Below are 19,061 nucleotides of genomic sequence, written 5' to 3'. Positions count from 1 at the left end.
GCGCGTGGCGCCGTTCCGCATGGACCCGGGCCTTCCCCACCGCCGCGGATGAGGGAGAATGAAGGCTCTGCCAGGGTGGGTTGTCCGAGTTGGGTCAGTTTGGTGATCGATGAGAAATCGAAGCTGCCAACTCGGCTGGATTGCAGAGGGGATTCAGTGGGCGACGAGGTCGAGATGGACGGCAAGGAGGGCAGGCTGCTCGCCGGCCGGTACCGGCTCGCCGATGTTCTCGGCCGGGGCGGTATGGGCACGGTCTGGCGGGCACGCGACGAGGTGCTGGGCCGTACGGTCGCGGTCAAGGAGCTGCGCTTCCCCGGTGGGGTGGAGGAGGACGAGAAGCGTCGTCTGATCACCCGCACACTGCGCGAGGCGAAGGCCATTGCCCGGATCCGCAACAACGGAGCCGTGACGGTCTACGACGTGGTCGACGAGGACGACCGCCCCTGGATCGTGATGGAGCTGGTCGAGGGCCGCTCGCTCGCCGAGGTCATCCGCGACGACGGCGCGCTCACCCCGCGCCGCGCCGCCGAGGTGGGTCTCGCCGTGCTGGACGTGCTGCGTGCCGCCCACCGAGAAGGCATCCTGCACCGCGATGTGAAGCCGTCCAACGTGCTGATGTCGGACGACGGCCGGGTCGTGCTGACCGACTTCGGCATCGCCCAGGTCGAGGGGGACCCCTCCGTCACCTCCACCGGCATGCTCGTCGGCGCGCCTTCCTACATCTCCCCGGAGCGGGCCCGCGGCCAGAAGCCGGGCCCGCCGGCCGACATGTGGTCGCTCGGCGGACTGCTCTACGCATGCGTCGAGGGCGTGCCGCCGTACGACAAGGGGTCGGCCATCGCGACCCTGACGGCGGTGATGACCGAGCCGGTCGAACCGCCGAAGAACGCCGGCCCGCTGGAAGAGGTCATCTTCGGCCTGCTGGTGAAGGACCCCGCGGGCCGGCTGGACGACGCGGGCGCGCGGTCGATGCTGCTGGCCGTCACGCACGCCCCGGAGCCGAAGCCGGAACCGCCCCTGGACTCGACGCGCGCGATGGTGCTCCCGTCGGCGCCCGCGGAGGAGCCGAAGCCCGCCGCCCGACCTGCGAAGCCGAAGCCCAAGCCCGCACCCAAGCCGCGGACGCAGCGCAAGCCCAAGGCGAAGCCCGAAGTCGGTCCCGGAGCCGCCGCGGCCGCGGCCGGCACCGGGACGGCCGGAAAGGCAGCGGAGGCCGACGCGCAGGAGCGCACGCCGGTGAGCGCCAAGGCCGGTCGCCCGCGCCCCGCCGCCGGCAGGGAGCAGAAGGCGACGGGTGGCGCCGAAGCGAGCCGCGCCGGCTTCGACACGGACGCCGCGAAGGAGCGGATGCGCAGCGCGCTGCAGTCCGTACGCAACGCGGCAGCCTCGGCGACCGCCACGGCCCGGCCGGAATCCAGACCCGGCGACGCCGAACGCCCCGGCTCCTCACGGCCGTCGGTGACGGATGTCGTTCCGCGCCGCACCCTGATCATCGGGGCCGTCGTGGTGGTCCTCGCGGTGCTGGGCGCGATCCTCGCCTTCGCGCTCGGCGGGGGCGACGAGAAGAAGGGCGCCAAGGGGGCCGGCAAGGACGACAAGGCGCCCGCTGCCACGGCGGGGAGCAAGGCGAAGCCCTCCGAGGAAGAGGGCACGCCAAAGCCGAGCGAGGACGCGGCGAAGGAGGAGCCGGCCCCGTCGTCGCCGAAGCAACCGAGTGCCACCCCCGAAGGCGACAAGGGGCTGCCGGAAGGCTTCGCCCCGGTCTCCAACGGCCGGTTCCACTTCTCCATGGCGATGCCCAAGGGCTTCAAGCAGACCGGCACGGCGGGGCAGGGCTCAGGCGCCATATACAGCGCCTCCGGCGGTTTCCCGCGTATCCAGATCGACTACAACGCCAAGCCCGGCACCGACGCGGCGGCCTCCTGGCGCAGCCTGGAGCCCAGCGTCCGCAACTCCAGCGAGAACTACCACCTGATCGACATCAAGTCCGTGAAGTGGCGGGACTATCCGACCGTCGCTGACTGGTCGTTCACCCGCCGGCAGAGCGGCGAGAAGGTACGCGTTCTCAACCGCGGCTTCCGGGCCGACGACCAGCACGGCTACGCCATCATGATCACGTGCAAGGCGGGCGCCTGGGCGGAGAAGGAGTGCAAGGAAGCGCGCGAGACGGCCTTCAGGACGTTCGCCGTGAAGGACTGACGGGGGCTTTCCGGGCGCGGCGCGGGGCGGGGGGACCGGAGCCTCCCGGTTACGGCGCGGGGCGGGCGGCTCCCGGTCGGACCGCCCGCCCGGGCCACGGGGTTGGGCAGAGCAGGGCTCAACCCGGGGGCCGGGCACGTATCGTGAGACATCGAAGTCCATACGCATCCGCAAGAGGCGGTAATGCGACCGGAACCGACCGGCGGCGTGCGTGACACCGGCCGGCTCCGTGAGGACGGTGGCCAGCACGCGCTGTGGGGAGGCGTCGTGGACGAGTACGCGGGAAGAGTGCTCGCCGAGCGCTACCGTCTGCCGCTGCGCGCCCCGGGCGACGACGACTTCACCGAGACCCGGGCGTTCGACACCTACAGCGGGCAGGAGGTCCTGGTCCGCCAGGTGCCGCTGCCCGAGGTGGTGGACGCGGAGGTCGTGGAGGCGGAGCCGGCTGACGGCCGCCACGCGCACCGGCGCACCACCACCGCGGGGGTGCGCGCGGCCCCTGTGACGGGCGCGGCGGGCGTGGCCGACCGCAGTCCCCGCGATCCCGCCGTACGCCGCGCGCTGGAGGCCGCGACGGCTGCCGCGCAGCTGCCCGATCACCCGCGACTCGAACAGGTTTTCGACGTCTTCGCGCAGCACGGCAGTCTGTGGATCGTCGGCGAACTCGTCGCGGCACGCCCGCTGGCCGCGCTGCTCGCCGAGCGGGCCCTGTCCGCGCACCGCGCCGCGGAGATCGCCGCCGATGTGCTCACCGCCTTGCGTGCCCTGCACACGCAGGGCTGGGTCCACCGCAACATCACCGCCCGCACGGTGCTGGTCTGCGTCGACGGCAGGGTGGTGCTGACCGGTCTGGCGGTGGGCGCGGCACAGGAGGCGCTGTGCGGCTACGCGCCGGTCCCCGGCGAGCGGGAGAACGGGCCGGGGACCGCACCGCATGCGGCCGGCGGCGCGGGCGAGGTGCGGGACGACGCGGCCGCCGACGCCGCGGCTCCGGTGCCCTCCGGGCCCCTTGACGCGCCCGGAAGCGGCTCGACGCACCAGCGCGCGGCGTCCTCGGGCGCGGCCTCGGGGCGGGGCGTGCCGCGTCCGGCTCCGGCCCCGGACGCCAACTGGCCACCGCTGTCGGGTGGCAGAGGCGTCCCGGCCGCGAGCGGTACGGCGGACGGTACGAGCGGTACGGACGCCATGGGCGATGCCGATGCCTCGGGTGAGCCCGGCGTCACGGGCGGGGACGCGGCGGCGGGCCGGGGCCCTGAAGGCGACGGGGTGGACCCGCGGCGGGTACGGGCGGGCGCCATCGCCGCCTACCGTGCCGGCGCTCGCGCGGCCGCCGTCCGGGCGCCGCTGCCCAACGACGAGGCAGGGCGCAACGGTTCCGGTGACGACGCGTCGGTCCGGCCCGTGCCGGGTGTCGCGGGCGCCGGGGCGCACGGCGTGCCGGGGGCGCGGCAGCACGACGACACCGACTTCCTGCCGGAGCCCGAAGCAGGCGCCGACGCGGGCCCTGACGCGGGCCGGGTGACGGGCTTCCCGGAGGGCTCGGCTCCCGGCTCCCCGGGGCGTCCGGAGGGCGGAATCGTTCCGTCGGCCCGCCAGGGCACCGCCGAAGGGCCGTGGTTCAGCCCGTACAGCGATCACATCGAGGGGAGCGCGGGGCAGGGCGCCGGCCGACCGGAGGACGCCGGCGTCGCGCACGGCGCGGATGACAGAACGGGCACCACCCCCGGCGGCGGACGGGGCGGCAGCCTGCCGGGGCCGACGGCGGGCGGTGGCCGAGGCGCCGATCCGCTTCCCGCGCCGCGCCGCGAGGCATCCGGGGCGGAGCCCACCGGGCCGGGCACGGGGTCGGGGGACACCGCAGAGACCGGCGAGCTGTCCGCGCCCGCAGCGCCGGCCAGGACCTCGCTGACCAAGACCGCTCCCGCCCCCGTGGCGTCGCCGGGTGCCGCCGCGGCGGAGCAGCGCGGCCCCGCCTCCCTCGCGTACGGCCGCCCCTCGGCCGCGCTCGCCGCGGAACGCGCCCGGCAGGCCCGGTTGCAGGTCATCGGCCCGGTCACCGAACGCTGGGCGCCCGAACAGGCCGGTCCGGTGCACGAGAACTGGCAGTTGGCGCCGCCGGTCGGTCCGGCGACCGACCTGTGGGCCGTGGGCGCGCTGCTGTTCCGCAGTGTGCAGGGGCATCCGCCGTTCCCCGAGGAGAGCGCGGCCGAGCTGGCGCAGCTGGTCTGTTCGCAGCCGCCCGCCCCCGCCGAGGAGTGCGGGGCGCTGCGGCCCGTCGTCGAGTCCCTGCTGCGCGAGGACCCGGGCGACCGGCCGGACGTCGAGGAACTGCGCGGCTGGCTGCGCTCGTTGATCCGTACGGCCCCGGAGCCGGAGCTGGGCAGCCGCGTGGTGACCGTGCCGTCGCGGGACCGGGCCGCCGACCCGGGGCGACTGCCGATCGTGCGGCGCCGCGGTGAACTCGTCCGCAAGGGGCGCCACAAGAAGACCCGGGCCCGCCGCGAGCGGCGTCCGCAGGAAACGCCGGCCGCCGCCGCGCGGGCGACAGCCGCGCCCTCGCCCCGTCCGCAACGGCTCCCCAAGCAGCCGAAACCGCTGCGCGGGCCCGCTCCCGCCAGGCTGCCCGAGCCGCCGCGGTCCGTCGGGGCGACCGGGCGCGCCGGAGCCGCGCGCCAAGGTGGTGGCCCGGCCGCGGAACCCTCGGCTCAGCAGGGCCCGGTGGAGGTCGGATGGGACGGCGCTCCGCCGCGGCGGTCCTCCGGGGCGGCGCGAGGGCCGCGCCGTCTGGGCCTGTTGCTGCTCGGGCTGGTGTTCTTGCTGTTGGTGGCCGCGGTCGTCTACGCCATGGTGTTCCTGCCGAAGTCCGGTGCGGAGGCCGGGCAGGGCGGTGCGGACCGGGTGGACACGCCCGGCCCTTCGAAGCCCGGCAGCAGCGCGGCGTCCGGAGACGGCTCCCACGACGGCCAGGGCGAGGACGGCGACGGGGACGGCGGCGCGAGTGGCACCCGGTCGCCGCAGACCGGCGCGCCCGCCGATCTCGACCAGGGCTTCGAGGCGCGCAGCGATCCGGAGGGCTTCCAGGTCGGTGTCCGCAAGGGCTGGGAGCGGCGCGGCGAGAACGACCGAGGCCAAGTGCGGTATGTCGGCGGTGACTTCGAGCTGGTGGTGGTGCCCGGCCGCGACACCACGGCCCGCTTCGGCGCCGACCCGATGGCGTACCAGCAGGACAAGGAGGCCGAACTGGCGCCGTACCGCGACTCCAGCTGGTCCTCCGCATCCGGGCTCCGGCGGATCGACGTCGGGAAGACGGCAATGGCGGAGGGCACCTTCACCTGGCGGGACAGCAGCGGCCGCGAGGTGTACGTCCGCAACCTCGCGATGATCCACGAGGGGCGCTATCACCTCGTGCTCCTCATCGGACCGGACAACGAGCGGCGCGAGGTCGACCACCTCTACGACCAGGCGACGGACGCCTACCGCCCGGGCTGACCCGCAGCACCCGACGTCGACGAGCGGGCGGTTCGCCGTGCGGTCAGCCGGTCAGCTCCCGCTCCAGGGGCGTCCGGAAGCGCGGGGTGACGCGGACCTCGCCGACCCAGGCCGCGAGCCGGGCCGCCTCGTCCGCCACCGCGCTCGCGGCCGCGCGGCCCCCGTCGTCGGTGAGCAGTCGCCAGACGATCTCGCCGTCCGCCCGCTGGGCCCAGCCGCCGATGATCCGGCCGTTCCACCACACCGTCGGGCCGATGTTGCCGCTGCGGTCGAAAAGTCGCGGTACGTGTCCGGGGTCGAGGTACCAGTCGCGGGCCTTCCAGCCCATCGCGGTGGGGTCGAGAGCGGGCAGTAGCGCGGCCCATGGCTCGGGCTGCGGGACCGGTCCGAGGTCCTCCGGCAGGGCGAGGCCGTCGGCGCCGTCGTCCAGCAGGATCTCGACCGCGCCGGTCGCGGCCAGCGCGCGCCGTGTGTCGGTCAGCGTCCAGCCCGTCCACCATTTGAGGTCCTCGACGGTGGCCGGGCCGTAGGCCGCGAGCCAGCGCCGGGCGAGGTCGGCGCGGGCCTCCGCGGCGGGCGGCGCGGGCCGGTCGGTGAACGCGGTGCCCGGTGTCCAGCGGAAGGAACTGCTGGTCCAGCCGCCGCGCGGACGACCCCGCCGGACCCGGCCCTCGGCGGCCAGCACCCGCAGGATGCGAGTGGAGACGGCGACCGCCGCTTCGTACGGCTTGCCGGGGGAGACCACGATCGTCTCGCGCAGGCCGGGCACGTCGGTGGCGAGTTCGGCGGCGGTGGCGGCACCGCGCGCGGCCAGCGCGGCCAGGGTCCGGTGCTCCACGTCGTCCAGCCGTCGTTCGTCCCAGCCGGGCACACCGTCCAGCACCCAGGTGGTCATACCGCGCCGTTCCCGCGCGGCGATGGCCTGTGCGGTCGAGGACCAGACGGCGGGCACCAGGTCAGCGCCGACGGCGAAGAGGGTGCGACGCATGCACAGCAGTCTGACCAGGGAGACGTCGTCGTAGAGGGCGCGCTCGACGGCACCGGGGCCCGGCGCGGCGAGCCGTGCCCCGGCGGCCAGGTGGACGGTCGCGGCGTCGGTGGCGTGCAGGCCGAGGACGGCGTCGGCGACCTCCTCCGGGGTGGCCGCCCGGTGCGCGGGCGCGAGGAGGTGGCGCCGCCCGAGGCGGGCTCGACGGCCGGCGGTGTCGATGCGGGGGCGGGGGTCGCTCATGCGACGAAGGTACGGGGCATCGCGGACAGCCGATGTCCGCTTTACGGTCGGCCCACCGCGGTGTCGCCGCCGAACCGGTCACGGAGCTCCTGTTTGAGCACCTTGCCGAGCGTCGCTCCGCGTGGCAGCGCGTCGAGCACCTCCAGTTGCTCGGGAAGCTTGTGCGGTGCCAGGCCCTGGGCGCGCAGGTGGGCGGTGACGTCCGCAAGCGTCAACTGCCGTGACCGGCTTGCCCGCACGGTCTGTTCGACGACCGCGCAGACGCGCTCGCCGCGGGCGGGGTCCGGCAGCCCGATGACGGCCGCGTCCGCCACCTCCGGGTGGCGGTGCAGGAGCGCCTCGATCTCCTGCGGCGAGATGTTCTCGCCCTTGCGGATGATGAGGTCCTTGAGGCGGCCGGTGACGACGAGATGGCCGGTGGGGGTGAGGCGGCCGAGATCGCCGGTGGGGAGGTAGCCGTCGGCGTCGAAGGGGTCCGGCTCGTCCAGGTAGCCGCGGCAGACGGCGGGGCCGCGCAGTCGTATCTCACCGGTGCCGGGGGTGATCAGGACGTCCATGCCGGCGGGCGGCCGGCCGGCGGTGGTGGCGAGGTGCTCGGGGAGGTCCGTCGGATCGCCCATGGTCACCATCGGTGCCTCGGTCATGGCGTAGCCGTGGGCCAGCCGGCAGCCCAGCTCGGCGACGACCTCGTGGTGCAGCTCGGGAGGCAGGGGCGCGCCGCCGCCGGCCAGCAGCCGAAGTGACGGCAGCAGCCGGCGACCGGGCGGAAGGGCGCGCTGGGCCGCGAGGAAGAGCTGGTAGAAGGCGGTTGAGCCGCCCGCGACGGTGACGCGGTGGCGGCGGTAGGCGGCGAGTGAGCGGGGCAGTGCGAAATGCTCGAGCAGGACGGCGGGGATGCCGTGCAGGAGCAGCATGACGGTGTAGTCCGGGCCTGCCACGTGGGCGTAGGGGAAGGCCATGGAGCCGACGTCGGACGGGCCGATGCGGAGCGCGCCGGCCAGGCAGCGGCCGGCTGTCAGCAGGCTGCGGTCGGTGTGCAGCACGCCCTTGGGGTCGGCGGTGGTGCCGGAGGTCCAGTAGATCCAGCGGACCTCCTCGCCGTCGTCGGGGGGCGGGGGGAGGGCTGCCGGATCGGCCTCGGGGAGGGCGGCGTGGACGTCGATGACGGTGAGCGGGCCGGGGAGGTTCCAGGCCAGGCGGCGCGCCATGGCGGTGTGGTCGAAGCCGCGCCAGGTGCCGGGGACGGCGAGGAAGGCCGCTCCCGTGCGCCGCAGCACCTGGCCGACCTCGTGGTCGCGGTAGAGCGGGACGACCGGGCTCTGGACGGCGCCGATACGGGCCAGGGCCAGGCTGAGCACCACGGTCTCGATGCGGGTCGGCAGTTGCCAGACGAGCCGGCTGCCGGGGCGTACGCCCCGTGCGTACAGGCCGGCGGCGACACGTTCCGCGCGCCGGCGCAGGGCGCCGAAGGTGAGGCGGCGGTCGTGCCGTGCGGAGTCGGCTCCCTGGATGAGCGCCGGGGCGGACGGGGTGAGCGCCGCGCGCCAGGCGACCAGGTCCCAGAGCGTGTTGCCGGCCATGCGGCCTCCCAAGAACTGACGATCCGTCAGATGTGGGGCAGAGGGTAGCCGCGAGCGTCTTGTCGGTCCAGAGGGTCCGGGGCTAGGCTCTTTCTGACGGTCCATCAGATATGGCGAGGGGAACCGGATGGAGCCACCGCACACCGACTCGACCTTCCCGCCGATGCGCGGCAGTGCCGGGTCCAGACCGGGCCCCGACCGCGACAAGCGCGCCGAGTAGCGGGCCCGGGATGGACCTGACCTGCACCGAGGAAGAGGAAACCTTCCGGGCGCGACTGCGGCGGTGGCTGGCCACGGTGCTGCCCCGGCTGCCCGCCAAGCCCGCCGCGACCGACTGGCCCGCCCGGCGGGCCTACGACGCGGCCTGGCAACGCATGCTCCACGACGCCGGATACGCCGGTCTGCACTGGCCGCGGGACGCCGGCGGCCAGGGCGCCACCCCCACCCAGCACCTGATCTTCCTGGAGGAGACCGAGCGCGCCGGGGCGCCCTACGTCGGCGCCAACTTCGTGGGTCTGCTGCATGCCGGGCCGACCATCGCCGCCGAGGGCACCGCCGCCCAGCGCGCCCGCTGGCTGCCGCCGATCCTGCGCGGCGAGGAGATCTGGTGCCAGGGCTTCAGCGAACCGGACGCGGGTTCCGACCTGGCCGCACTGCGCACCAGGGCGGTGCGCGACGGCGACGGATACGTGGTCAGCGGCTCCAAGACCTGGACCTCGCACGCGGAGGTCGCCGACTGGTGCGAGCTGCTGGTCCGCACCGACCCCGCGGCGCCCCGGCACCACGGCCTGAGCTGGCTCGCCATGCCGATGGACGCGCCGGGTGTGACCGTGCGGCCGTTGCGCACCCTGGCCGGTTCCACCGAGTTCGCCGAGCTGTTCCTCGACGAGGTCAGGGTCCCGGCCGGCAACCGCGTCGGGGCGGAGAACGACGGCTGGCGGGTGACGATGGTGACGCTCTCCTTCGAGCGCGGCACCGCCTTCGTCGGCGAGGTGGTGGCCTGCCGTCGGGTGCTCGGCGCGCTCGCCGGGGCCGCCCGCGCCAACGGCCGCTGGGACGACGCCGTACTGCGCCGCCGGCTCGGCCGGCTGAACGCGGAGTTCACCGCCCTGTGGCGGCTCACCCAGTGGAACGTGAGCGGCGCGCAGCGCACCGGCGGCGTACCGGGAATCGGCGGCTCGGTCTTCAAGCTGCGCTACTCGCACGCCCGCCAGGAGCTGTACGACGCAGCGGCGGAGGTGCTGGGAGCCGGATCGCTGGACGCCGGCCACGCCTGGGTCGCCGACCGGCTCTCCGCGCTCTCGTACACCATCGCGGCCGGCACCTCGCAGATCCAGCAGAACATCATCGCCGAGCGGATCCTCGGCCTGCCGAAGGGGCGGTGACCCACGCCGTGGACTTCCACCTCACCGATGATCAAGAAGCGTTGCGGGCCGGCACCCGCGAGCTGCTGGCGGGCCGGTTCGGCCGGGACCGGCTGCGCGCCGCCGTCGACGACCCCGCACTGGACCGGACGCTCTGGCGCGAGCTGGGCGACGCCGGTTTCTTCGCCCTGCGGCTGCCCGAGGCGGCCGGCGGGGTGGGCCTGGGCCTCCCGGAGGCGGTGCTGGTACTCGAGGAGGCGGGGCGGGCGCTGCTGCCGGGGCCGCTGGCCGCCTGCCAGCTGCTGGCGGGGACGGTGGACGGCGCCGCGACCGGGGAGCGGATCGTGGGGCTGTGCGACGCCGCGGCCGACCCGGCGCTGTGGGAGCACCCGCGCGACTGCGATGAGGTGATCTTGGTGGACGGGCCGCCGGGCCCGGACCGCGACGGCGGGGCGTACCGCAGCAGCGCATCGGCCGTGAGCCGGACCGCGCTGGCGTCCGTCGACCCCCTCACGCCGCTCGCCCGCGTCACGGACCGCCCGCAGGGCACACCGCTGCCGCTGGACGCGGCGCGGCTGCGCCGGGAGGCCGCCCTGCTCGCCGCCGCCCAGCAACTCGGCAGCGCCGCCCGCACGGTCGAGATGGCGGTGGCGTACGCGCGGGAGCGTGAGCAGTTCGGCGCGGCGATCGGGTCGTTCCAGGCGGTCAAACACCTGTGCGCCCAGATGCTGGTACGCGCCGAAGTCGCCAGGAGCGCGGTCTACGCGGCCGCGGTGACGCAAGAGGCGCTGGAGGTCACCGGGGCGAAGCTGCTCGCCGACGACGCCGCCGTGCGCAACGCCCGGGACTGCCTCCAGGTGCACGGCGGGATGGGCTTCACCTGGGAGGCGGACGTTCATCTGCACCTCAAGCGTGCCTGGCTGCGGGCCGAGAGCTGGGGTACGGCGCGCGAGGCGGAGCAGCTGCTCGCCGAGGGCCTCGTGGCATGACGACCGGGCCCTGACCGCGAGCGGTGGTCCCCATGAGCGGCCATGTCAGACTCACGCAACCTGTGTGCGAAATGTCGGACTCGCTACACATAAGTGGTCACGGACAGTCGATATCGGGTTGTGTCCTAGGCGTGACTCGTCACAGGGGGGAGTCGCTCCCTGCCTCGGGTACGCTCCGTCGGGTGCGAGTGGTTCTGTGGCGCAACGACCGCGGTGCCGTCGGTAGGACGGCTCCGGGATGCGGACTGCACACCGCTCGTTTCGGGCCGGGGCCCGGTATTTCCCCGTGTTCGACTCCCCGCGAAGCGCGTCGCACAGTATGCAGCACGCATACTCCCTTGCGTTGGAATATGCCCGAAGCGCTTGTTGGGGTGACTCAACGTCAACCATGCTGTGCTTCGCCGGGGTCACGCACCGTGACTCCGTGGAGGCGCGAGGCGATGTTTCCGCCGGTTCGGATGGTGTGAGCGGTGCAGGTGCTTCAGGTGCAGTTGGAGGTGCGGCCCGACCCCGCGGAGGTGGGGCGGGCCCGACGGTGGGCCCGGTCGCGGCTCGTGGGGTCCGGTATAGGAGCCGACGAGCCACTGGCGGAGACGCTGATCCTGTTGATCTCCGAGCTCGTCACGAACGCCGTGGTGCACACCGGCTGCGCGGCTGAGCTGCGGATGTGCTTCTCCGGCTCGGGCGCCGTGGTCGGGACGGTCCGCGTCGAAGTGGCCGACGCCAGTGCCCGGCCACCACGCCGGCGGCACGCCGACGGTGACGAGACCAACGGTCGCGGCCTCGAACTGGTCGACGGACTCGCGGACCGCTGGGGCTGGCAGCCGGAGGGCGCCGGCAAGCGGATCTGGTGCGAGGTCGACCGGGGGCAGCCGCTGTTGATGGCGGCGGGCGCGGATCTCGGGGCGTACGAGCCTCCGCGCGTCATGACGCGACGCGCCTGACGGCGGGAGTCCGACCGGACGCGAGGAGGGGCCCTCCGGCCCGGCGGGTCACAGCACGGCGACGGGCGCGACGGGTGTGCCGGTGCCTCCCACGAACGGTTCGGCCATCGCGCACAGGAAGAACGCGCCGCTGCCCCGCTCCGCGCAGGCCGTGGACAGCTGCTCCAGATTCCAGTTCTGGCCCTGGAGCATGCCCATCTCGACCAGGTGGAGGGCGTGCACCGGCAGCCACAGGTTCTCGATCTCCGGCGGGAAGATCTCGAAGGTCAGGGTGTCGTTGGCGACCGCCGCGACATCGCGGGCGTGGAACCACTCCGGGGTGCGCAGCGAGAGGCCGGGGGAAGGGAAGGCGTACGCCTCGCGGTCGCCGGCGAGGTAGTGCTGTATCTGTCCGGTGCGGACGAGGACGAGGTCGCCCGCCCGCACCGTGGTGTCCGCCAACTCCTCGGCGGCGTCCAGGTCTTCGGGAGTGACGGCGTACCCGCCCGGAAGCCGGTCGGTGCCGTGGGCGCGCGCCACGTCGAGGAGGACGCCGCGGGAGGCGATCGGGGTGGCCTTCTCCATGCCGAGGCGGGTGGCGCCTGCGTGCGCGGTGACGGAGTCGGCCGGGCGGTGGTTGTAGAGCCGGCCGGCGTACGAGACGTGGGTGAGGCCGTCCCAGTGGGTGGCGGCCTGTAGTCCCATGGTGACCGCGTCGTCCGAGGTGGCGATGGTGCCGGGGCCGAAGATCTCCTGGTTGATGGCGGTCATGGTGTGCAGCGGATTGACCCGCCCCGGGATCATGCCGGTCTGCACGCCGTCCTGTCGCAGCGGCAGGGCGAGCGGGATGCGCCGGCCGGTGCGGACGCAGCCGACGGCGTCCCGTACGGCCTGCTCGGTGATCAGGTTGAGGGTGCCGATCTCGTCCTCCGGCCCCCAACGCCCCCAATTGTTCACGCGCTCGGCGATCTCGTGGAACTCCTGTGGCAGGGGCATGGGCCCTCCTCGGCGGGTTCGGCCCCGGGTCTTGTGTTCGGACCGGGTCTGCTCAAAAATCTAACGGTCCGTCAGAAACTGCGGGAAGGGGCGCGGCATGGGGAACTTCTTGGCCGGCAAGGTGATCGCCGTGACGGGGGCGGGGCGCGGCATCGGCCGGGCGGTCGCCCTCGCCTGCGCGGAGCAGGGCGCGAAGGTCGTCGTCAACGACTACGGGGTCTCGATCGAGGGCGGCGAACCGAGCAGCGAGGTCGCCGAATCCGTGGTGAAGGAGATCGAGGCGGCAGGGCACATCGCGACGGCGGTCGCCGACGACGTGTCCACCATGGCGGGCGGACAACGCATCGTGGACACCGCGCTGGCGCAGTACGGCCGGATCGACGGGGTGGTGTGCGTCGCGGGGATCCTGCGAGAGCGGATGCTGTTCAACATGTCCGAGGAGGAGTGGGACCCCGTCGTCGCCACCCACCTGAAGGGCACCTTCACCGTCTTCAAGGCGGCGAGCGCGGTGATGCGCAGGCAGGGGTCGGGCACGCTGCTGGGCTTCACCAGCGGAAACCACCAGGGCAGCGTGTCCCAGGCCAACTACTCGGCCGCCAAGGGCGGGATCATCTCCCTGGTGCGCAGCGCGGCGCTGGGGCTGCACAAGTACGGCGTCACGGCCAACGCCGTGGCGCCGGTGGCCCGTACGCGGATGTCGGCGAATGTGCCGATGGAGCTGACGGAGATCGGGGAGCCGGAGGACGTGGCGGCCCTCGTCGTCTATCTGCTGAGCGAGCGGGCCCGCGAAGAGGGCATCACCGGGCAGGTCTACACGGTCGCGGGCCCGAAGATCGCGGTCTGGGCACAGCCGAGGGAGCTGCGTTCGGTGTACGCCGGGGACGGCGGCTGGACGCCGGAGCGGATCGGTGAGGTGCTGCCGGGATCGGTCGGTACGGATCCGATGCCGATGCTCGCGCAGGTCGCGGCGATGGCGGCGGCCGCCGCCGAGAAGGCGCGCCCCAACGCCTAGGGCGTGTCCGGGCGCGTGTCGAGCCGGTGGCCCTGGGCCGCCGGACGCGGTGCCGGGCCGCGACAGGAGGGGGCCGCGTGCGGAGCGCGAGCGACGGCGGGAGGCCGAGGTGGACTTCGGGTTCGCAAGTGAGGATGAGGCTTTCCGGGGGGAGGCGAGGCGGTGGCTGTGCGAGCACCTCGTGGGCGCGTACGCCGATGCGGCGGGGCGCGGCGGGCCCGGCAGCGAGCACGAGGCCCCGCGGGCGCGCCGGGAGTGGGAACGCGAGCTGGGCTCCGGCGGCTGGATCGGACTCGGCTGGAGCGAGGCGTACGGCAATCGCACGGCGACGCTGACGCAGCAGGTCGTCTGGGCGGAGGAGTACGCCAGGGCGCGCGCCCCGGGACGGATGGGGCACATCGGGGAGAACCTGCTGGCACCCACCCTCCTCGCGTACGGGGACGACGCGCAGAAGCGACGCTTCCTGCCGCCCGTCGCGCGAGGTGAGGAGCTGTGGTGCCAGGGGTACAGCGAGCCCGACGCGGGCTCCGACCTGGCCGGAGTGCGGACCGTCGCGGTCCGGGACGGCGACGTCTACCGGGTCACCGGGCAGAAGATCTGGACGTCGCTGGCCGCGGAGGCCGACTGGTGCTTCGTCCTGGCGCGGACCGATCCCCGCGAGCGGCGACACCGGGGCCTGTCCTTCCTGCTGGTGGCGATGGACCAGCCGGGGCGGATCGAGGTGCGGCCGATCCGTCAGATGTCGGGGACGGCCGAGTTCAACGAGGTGTTCTTCGACGGGGCCGTGGCGCGGGCCGGTCATGTGGTCGGCGCGGAGGGGAACGGCTGGCGAGTGGCCATGGGGCTGCTGGCACGGGAGCGCGGCGTCTCGACCCTCGTCCAGCAGATCGGATTCGCGGCCGAGTTGGGTGAGGTCGTCGAGACCGCGATCCGCTCCGGGGCGGTCCGTGATCCGGTGCTGCGCGATCAATTGGTGTACCAGTGGGCCGAGTTGAAGGTCATGCGGTGGAACGCGCTACGGACCCTGGGCGCGGCCGGTGACGCCGGAGCGCCCAGTGTGGCGAAACTGCTGTGGGGCGGCTGGCACCAACGCCTCGGGGAACTGGCGATGCGGGTGCGCGGGGCTGCCGCCGCGCTGGGGCCCGCGGACTGGACCGCCGAGGCGCCGTACGCGCTTGACCCGATGCAGCGGCTGTTCCTGTTCACCCGGGCCGACACCCTCTACGGCGGCTCGGACGAGATCCAGCGCAACATCATCGCCGAGCGCGTGCTCGGCCTGCCCAGAGTGGAGCGGTGATGAGAGGCGTCATTTTCGACGGTGAGCAGCCCCGGGTCGTGGACGATCTGGAGGTGCGCGACCCGGGTCCCGGCGAGGTGCTCGTCGGCATCCGGGCGGCCGGGCTCTGCCACAGCGATCTGTCGGTGGTCGACGGCACGATCCCCTTTCCGGTCCCGGTGGTGCTGGGGCACGAGGGCGCGGGGGTTGTCGAGGCCATCGGTCCTGGCGTCGGCCACGTGGTCCCCGGCGACCACGTCGCGCTGTCGACCCTGGCGAACTGCGGGGCCTGCGCGGAGTGCGACCGCGGGCGGCCGACGATGTGCCGGAAGGCGATCGGGATGCCGGGGAAGCTGTTCCGCCGGGGAGAGAAGCAACTGTTCCAGTTCGCCTCGAACTCGGCGTTCGCGGAGCGCACCGTTGTCAAGGCCGTGCAGGCGGTGAAGATCGACCCGGACATACCGCTGACGTCCGCGGCGCTCATCGGCTGCGGCGTACTGACCGGCGTCGGGGCGGTGCTCAACCGGGCGAAGGTGGACCGCGGCGACTCGGTCGTGGTGATCGGCACCGGGGGCATCGGGCTCAATGTGCTCCAGGGCGCACGCCTCGCCGGGGCGTCCACGATCGTCGCGGTCGACGCCAACCCCGCGAAGGAGGCGATGGCGCGGCAGTTCGGGGCGACGCACTTCCTCGACGCGTCCGCGGTGGGGGACAGCGTCAGAGCGGTCCGGGAGATCCTGCCGACCGGAGCCGACCACGCCTTCGAGTGCGTGGGCAGCACGCGGCTGATCCGGCAGGCGATCGATCTGCTCGACCGGCACGGTCAGGCGGTGCTGCTGGGCGTGCCGCCGGCCACCGCGGAGGCGTCGTTCCTGGTCTCGTCGATGTATCTGGACAAGTCGATCCTGGGCTGCCGCTACGGCTCCTCGCGACCGCAGCGTGACATCGCGCTGTACGCCGGGCTGTATCGCGAAGGCCGGTTGCTGCTGGATGAGTTGGTGACCGAGACCTACCCCGTCGAGGACTTCGCGAAGGCGGCGGACGACGCGCACCACGGCCGGGTGGCACGGGGGGTGCTGACCTTCGACTGACGGGAGCACCCGGGGGCCGCATTCCGTCCGGCGCCTCCTGCGGCCGCGCCGGGCACCCTCATCGCTCGGTCCCCGGGTCGAGCACGGGCTTCACATCGATGACGGGAGTGGCGTCCAGCGCTTCCAGATTCCGCACGCGCACCCGCAGGCCGTCGATCGCCGCGACCGTCACCCGGTGCAGCCCGACCGGGTTCGGCCGGTCGGGCGAGCGCGTCAGGAACACCCCCGTCTCCGGCCGCAGTCCCTCCCCGCGCGGGTGCACCGCCAGGACGTCACGATGCGCACGATCGAGCCAGGTCAGCACGATGATCTCCGCGCCCACCCGCAGATCGCGCAAGCCCTCGCGCACGCCGGGCGCGAACACCAGCCAGGCATCGGGCGCGCCCTCGTCGCCCTGCTTCGGTGCGGTGGCGCGGTCCGTCAACGGGGACTCGACCCACCCGATCGGCCGGAGAACGTACTCTCGCTCGTCCATCACGCTCTCCCTTCTCTCGCTCCTCTCCCCCTCTGCCGCTCCGGTACCCCTTCGCACCTGTCGTCCCTGTCGCCCTGCCCGTCCCATCGTCCCCGCCGAGCCCCGTCCGGCCACTGCTGGCCCGATCCTGGCGAACCGTGGCCCTCCGGCCACTCGTTCCGGCCGGGCGGCGCGGCCAAGCTGCTCTGGTGACCCAGACACCCGAACTGCCCCTGCCCGTCGCGAGCTCGACGGAACCGGCGACCTCCGACGTCACGGCTCCCGACGCAACGGTGCCCGACGCCGCTCCGCGCGCCCTCGCGCCGCGCCGCCGGCGTCCCCACCGGGCCTGGGCGGTGGCCGCCGTCACCTTCCTCACGATCGTCGGCGCGGCCGGCTTCGCCTCCCTCCCCGGCCTTCTCATCGACCCGCTGCACGCCGAATTCCACTGGTCGCGCGGCACCATCGGGTTCGCGGTCTCGGTGAACCTCGCCCTGTACGGCCTCACCGCGCCGTTCGCCGCCGCCCTGATGGACCGCTTCGGCATCCGGCGGGTGGTCGCCGCCGCCCTGTCGGTGATCGCGGCGGGCACGGCGCTGACCGTCTTCATGACCAGCAGCTGGCAACTCGTCCTCTACTGGGGCGTCCTGGTCGGCCTGGGCAGCGGTTCGATGGCACTGGCCTTCGCCGCGACGGTCACCGGCCGCTGGTTCACCGAGCGGCGCGGTCTGGTCACCGGGATCCTCACCGCGGGCGGCGCCTCCGGGCAGCTGGTCTTCCTCCCGGCGCTGTCCTGGATCGTCGACCGGCACGACTGGCGCCCGGCCGCCGTGACCGTCTCCCTCGCGGCCGTCGCCGTCGTCCCCCTGGTGTGGCTGCTGCTGCGGGACCACCCCGCGGACGTGGGCCTCGCGCCGTACGGGGCGACGGAGTTCGTGCCGAAGCCGCCCCCGCAGCGTGGCGCCGCCCGGCGCGCGGTCCGGGCCCTCGCCTCGGCGGCCCTCCCTTCCAGGTTCCGTTCGGGGGGCGGGACCTCCGCGGGCCCGTTCTGGCTGCTCGCCGGCACCTTCGCGATCTGCGGGGCCACGACGAACGGCCTGGTCAAGACCCACTTCGTGCCGGCCGCGCACGATCACGGGATGCCGATGACGGCGGCCGCCTCGCTGCTCGCGGTGATCGGTGTCTTCGACATCGCCGGCACCATCGCCTCCGGCTGGTTCACCGACCGCTTCGACACCCGCCGGCTGCTCGCCGTCTACTACGGCCTGCGCGGTGTGTCACTGATGTTCCTGCCGCTCCTGCTCGCGGACTCCGTCCGTCCGCCGATGCTCTTCTTCATCGTCTTCTACGGCCTGGACTGGGTGGCGACGGTCCCGCCGACCATCGCCCTGTGCCGCGAGTACTACGGCGAGGACAGCGCGATCGTCTTCGGCTGGGTACTGGCCGCCCACCAGGTGGGTGCCGCCGCCATCGCCTTCGTCGGCGGTCTGGCGCGCGACGCCTTCGGCACCTATGACCCGGTCTGGTTCGCCTCCGGCGCCCTGTGTGCCGCCGCCGCCCTGATGGCGCTGGTCATCCGGCGGAGGCGGGTGGAGGGCGCGCGGTAGGCGCGCGGAAGCGCCCGGGAAGGCAGGCGGCCGGTCCGCGGGGTGGGCCGGGGGCCCGGTCAGGCGCTGAAGCGGCCGAAGGTGCCCCGGTGGAAGAGGAGTGGACCGGCCTCCGCCGCGGCCGGATCCGAGCCGAGGGCCTCGACGCGGCCGACCACGATGAGATGGTCGCCACCGGTGTGCACCGCCTGGATCGCGCAGTCGACCCAGGCGGGGACGTCCGTGAGCCGGGGTGACCCCGTCACCGGGGCGGCCACGTACGGGACGCCGGCGAACTTGTCACCGCCGCTGACCGCGAACCCGCGGCACAGCTCGCCCTGTTCGGCCCCCAGGACGTTGACGCAGAAGACGCCGGCGCGGGCGATCCGCGGCCAGGTGCTCGACGTACGCGCCACCATGAACGTCACCAGGGGCGGGTCGAGGGAGAGCGAGGCGAAGGACTGGCAGGCGAACCCCGCGGGCCCGTCCTCGCCCGGCGCCGTGATGACCGTGACCCCGCTGGCGAAGTGCCCGAGGACCGCACGGAACTCGCCCGGGTCCACGGGTGCCCGCTCGCCGTCCCGGACCGCACGAAGCGCCGGCCGGGGCAGCGAGGCGGTGGAGGCCGCCGACGTCGCGGCGGCCGTGGTCGGCGCGCCGACCGAACGCAGATACCGCACGGCCGTGGCCGCCATTCCCGCATGTCCCATCATGCTTTCCATTGAATCTGATGCAACGTCAGATGGGAAGGGAAGGGAGCCGGGGGAGGGAGCGAAGAGGGGAGGAGAGGCCCGGGAGGGCTCTCGGACGCGGCCACCCGCAGGGGTGGTTTGAGGGTGCCCAGGGGGTGAGGGGCGGCGATCGGGAGGGG

14 protein-coding genes are annotated in these 19,061 nt (G+C 73.9%); 9 read left to right on the top strand and 5 right to left on the bottom strand.

Annotated elements, in window-relative coordinates; translation table 11 throughout:
* Positions 1 to 156 precede the first annotated feature (156 nt).
* Positions 157 to 2,199 carry a serine/threonine-protein kinase gene (locus ACGFZW_RS10405; RefSeq protein WP_393892648.1) on the top strand — a complete coding sequence of 681 codons (2,043 nt, stop codon included), beginning with the start codon at positions 157 to 159 and terminating at the stop codon, positions 2,197 to 2,199.
* Positions 2,200 to 2,382: 183 nt separating this feature from the next.
* Positions 2,383 to 5,688: a protein kinase gene (locus ACGFZW_RS10400; RefSeq protein WP_393892647.1), complete on the top strand. Its 3,306-nt coding sequence runs from the start codon at positions 2,383 to 2,385 to the stop codon at positions 5,686 to 5,688.
* 43 nt (positions 5,689 to 5,731) lie between these two features.
* On the opposite strand, the gene ACGFZW_RS10395 is transcribed toward ACGFZW_RS10400, so the two are convergent.
* Positions 5,732 to 6,919: a winged helix DNA-binding domain-containing protein gene (locus ACGFZW_RS10395; protein WP_393892646.1), complete on the bottom strand. Its 1,188-nt coding sequence runs from the start codon at positions 6,917 to 6,919 to the stop codon at positions 5,732 to 5,734.
* Between the two features lie 41 nt (positions 6,920 to 6,960).
* A complete protein-coding gene (locus tag ACGFZW_RS10390) occupies positions 6,961 to 8,499 on the bottom strand; it encodes a class I adenylate-forming enzyme family protein (RefSeq protein WP_393892645.1) in 1,539 nt (512 codons plus the stop codon).
* Between the two features lie 230 nt (positions 8,500 to 8,729).
* Here ACGFZW_RS10390 and ACGFZW_RS10385 point away from each other — a divergent pair, with 230 nt between their 5' ends.
* The 3 genes from ACGFZW_RS10385 to ACGFZW_RS10375 all read left to right on the top strand — a co-directional run bounded on the left by ACGFZW_RS10385 (position 8,730) and on the right by ACGFZW_RS10375 (position 11,796).
* Positions 8,730 to 9,884, top strand: coding sequence for an acyl-CoA dehydrogenase family protein (locus tag ACGFZW_RS10385; RefSeq protein ID WP_393892644.1), 1,155 nt, complete (start codon positions 8,730 to 8,732; stop codon positions 9,882 to 9,884).
* 8 nt (positions 9,885 to 9,892) lie between these two features.
* Positions 9,893 to 10,852, top strand: coding sequence for an acyl-CoA dehydrogenase family protein (locus tag ACGFZW_RS10380; RefSeq protein ID WP_393892841.1), 960 nt, complete (start codon positions 9,893 to 9,895; stop codon positions 10,850 to 10,852).
* A 470-nt stretch (positions 10,853 to 11,322) separates the two neighbouring features.
* On the top strand, positions 11,323 to 11,796 hold the full coding sequence (locus ACGFZW_RS10375; protein WP_393892643.1) for an ATP-binding protein: 474 nt from the start codon (positions 11,323 to 11,325) through the stop codon (positions 11,794 to 11,796).
* A 48-nt stretch (positions 11,797 to 11,844) separates the two neighbouring features.
* Here the strand turns inward: ACGFZW_RS10375 and ACGFZW_RS10370 are convergent, their stop codons facing one another.
* Positions 11,845 to 12,771, bottom strand: a complete 927-nt coding sequence (locus tag ACGFZW_RS10370) for a cyclase family protein (RefSeq protein WP_393892642.1) — start codon at positions 12,769 to 12,771, stop codon at positions 11,845 to 11,847.
* Between the two features lie 97 nt (positions 12,772 to 12,868).
* Here ACGFZW_RS10370 and ACGFZW_RS10365 point away from each other — a divergent pair, with 97 nt between their 5' ends.
* The 3 genes from ACGFZW_RS10365 to ACGFZW_RS10355 all read left to right on the top strand — a co-directional run bounded on the left by ACGFZW_RS10365 (position 12,869) and on the right by ACGFZW_RS10355 (position 16,150).
* Positions 12,869 to 13,783, top strand: coding sequence for an SDR family oxidoreductase (locus ACGFZW_RS10365; protein WP_393892641.1), 915 nt, complete (start codon positions 12,869 to 12,871; stop codon positions 13,781 to 13,783).
* Positions 13,784 to 13,892: 109 nt separating this feature from the next.
* Complete coding sequence (locus ACGFZW_RS10360) at positions 13,893 to 15,080, top strand: acyl-CoA dehydrogenase family protein (RefSeq protein WP_393892640.1); 1,188 nt, start codon at positions 13,893 to 13,895, stop codon at positions 15,078 to 15,080.
* Entirely contained in the window at positions 15,080 to 16,150 is a 1,071-nt protein-coding gene (locus ACGFZW_RS10355) for a Zn-dependent alcohol dehydrogenase (RefSeq protein ID WP_393892639.1), read from the top strand. Before ACGFZW_RS10360 ends, ACGFZW_RS10355 begins: the two co-directional genes overlap by 1 nt.
* Positions 16,151 to 16,208: 58 nt before the next feature.
* Here the strand turns inward: ACGFZW_RS10355 and tsaA are convergent, their stop codons facing one another.
* Positions 16,209 to 16,625 (bottom strand): tRNA (N6-threonylcarbamoyladenosine(37)-N6)-methyltransferase TrmO, encoded by a 417-nt coding sequence (tsaA, locus tag ACGFZW_RS10350; protein WP_393892638.1) that lies wholly within the window; start codon positions 16,623 to 16,625, stop codon positions 16,209 to 16,211.
* A 272-nt stretch (positions 16,626 to 16,897) separates the two neighbouring features.
* Here tsaA and ACGFZW_RS10345 point away from each other — a divergent pair, with 272 nt between their 5' ends.
* The gene (locus ACGFZW_RS10345) at positions 16,898 to 18,211 is read left to right on the top strand and encodes an MFS transporter (RefSeq protein WP_393892840.1); all 1,314 of its coding nucleotides are present in this window, start codon (positions 16,898 to 16,900) and stop codon (positions 18,209 to 18,211) included.
* Positions 18,212 to 18,270: 59 nt separating this feature from the next.
* On the opposite strand, the gene ACGFZW_RS10340 is transcribed toward ACGFZW_RS10345, so the two are convergent.
* Complete coding sequence (locus ACGFZW_RS10340) at positions 18,271 to 18,885, bottom strand: flavin reductase family protein (protein WP_393892839.1); 615 nt, start codon at positions 18,883 to 18,885, stop codon at positions 18,271 to 18,273.
* Positions 18,886 to 19,061 lie beyond the last annotated feature (176 nt).

The sequence above is a fragment of the Streptomyces sp. NPDC048248 genome (genome assembly GCF_043201875.1).
Taxonomy (GTDB): Bacteria; Actinomycetota; Actinomycetes; order Streptomycetales; family Streptomycetaceae; genus Streptomyces.
Note: the sequence above shows the minus strand (reverse complement) of the source record. Positions and strands in the feature narration are given on the sequence as shown.

What these genes read in the sequence shown, in the direction of transcription:
- ACGFZW_RS10390 (WP_393892645.1), bottom strand. Translation starts at nt 8,499, where the DNA reads ATGGCCGGCAACACGCTCTGGGACCTGGTCGCCTGGCGCGCGGCGCTC.
- ACGFZW_RS10365 (WP_393892641.1), top strand. Translation starts at nt 12,869, where the DNA reads ATGGGGAACTTCTTGGCCGGCAAGGTGATCGCCGTGACGGGGGCGGGG.
- ACGFZW_RS10370 (WP_393892642.1), bottom strand. Translation starts at nt 12,771, where the DNA reads ATGCCCCTGCCACAGGAGTTCCACGAGATCGCCGAGCGCGTGAACAAT.
- tsaA (WP_393892638.1), bottom strand. Translation starts at nt 16,625, where the DNA reads ATGGACGAGCGAGAGTACGTTCTCCGGCCGATCGGGTGGGTCGAGTCC.
- ACGFZW_RS10395 (WP_393892646.1), bottom strand. Translation starts at nt 6,919, where the DNA reads ATGAGCGACCCCCGCCCCCGCATCGACACCGCCGGCCGTCGAGCCCGC.
- ACGFZW_RS10340 (WP_393892839.1), bottom strand. Translation starts at nt 18,885, where the DNA reads ATGGCGGCCACGGCCGTGCGGTATCTGCGTTCGGTCGGCGCGCCGACC.
- ACGFZW_RS10355 (WP_393892639.1), top strand. Translation starts at nt 15,080, where the DNA reads ATGAGAGGCGTCATTTTCGACGGTGAGCAGCCCCGGGTCGTGGACGAT.
- ACGFZW_RS10400 (WP_393892647.1), top strand. Translation starts at nt 2,383, where the DNA reads ATGCGACCGGAACCGACCGGCGGCGTGCGTGACACCGGCCGGCTCCGT.
- ACGFZW_RS10385 (WP_393892644.1), top strand. Translation starts at nt 8,730, where the DNA reads ATGGACCTGACCTGCACCGAGGAAGAGGAAACCTTCCGGGCGCGACTG.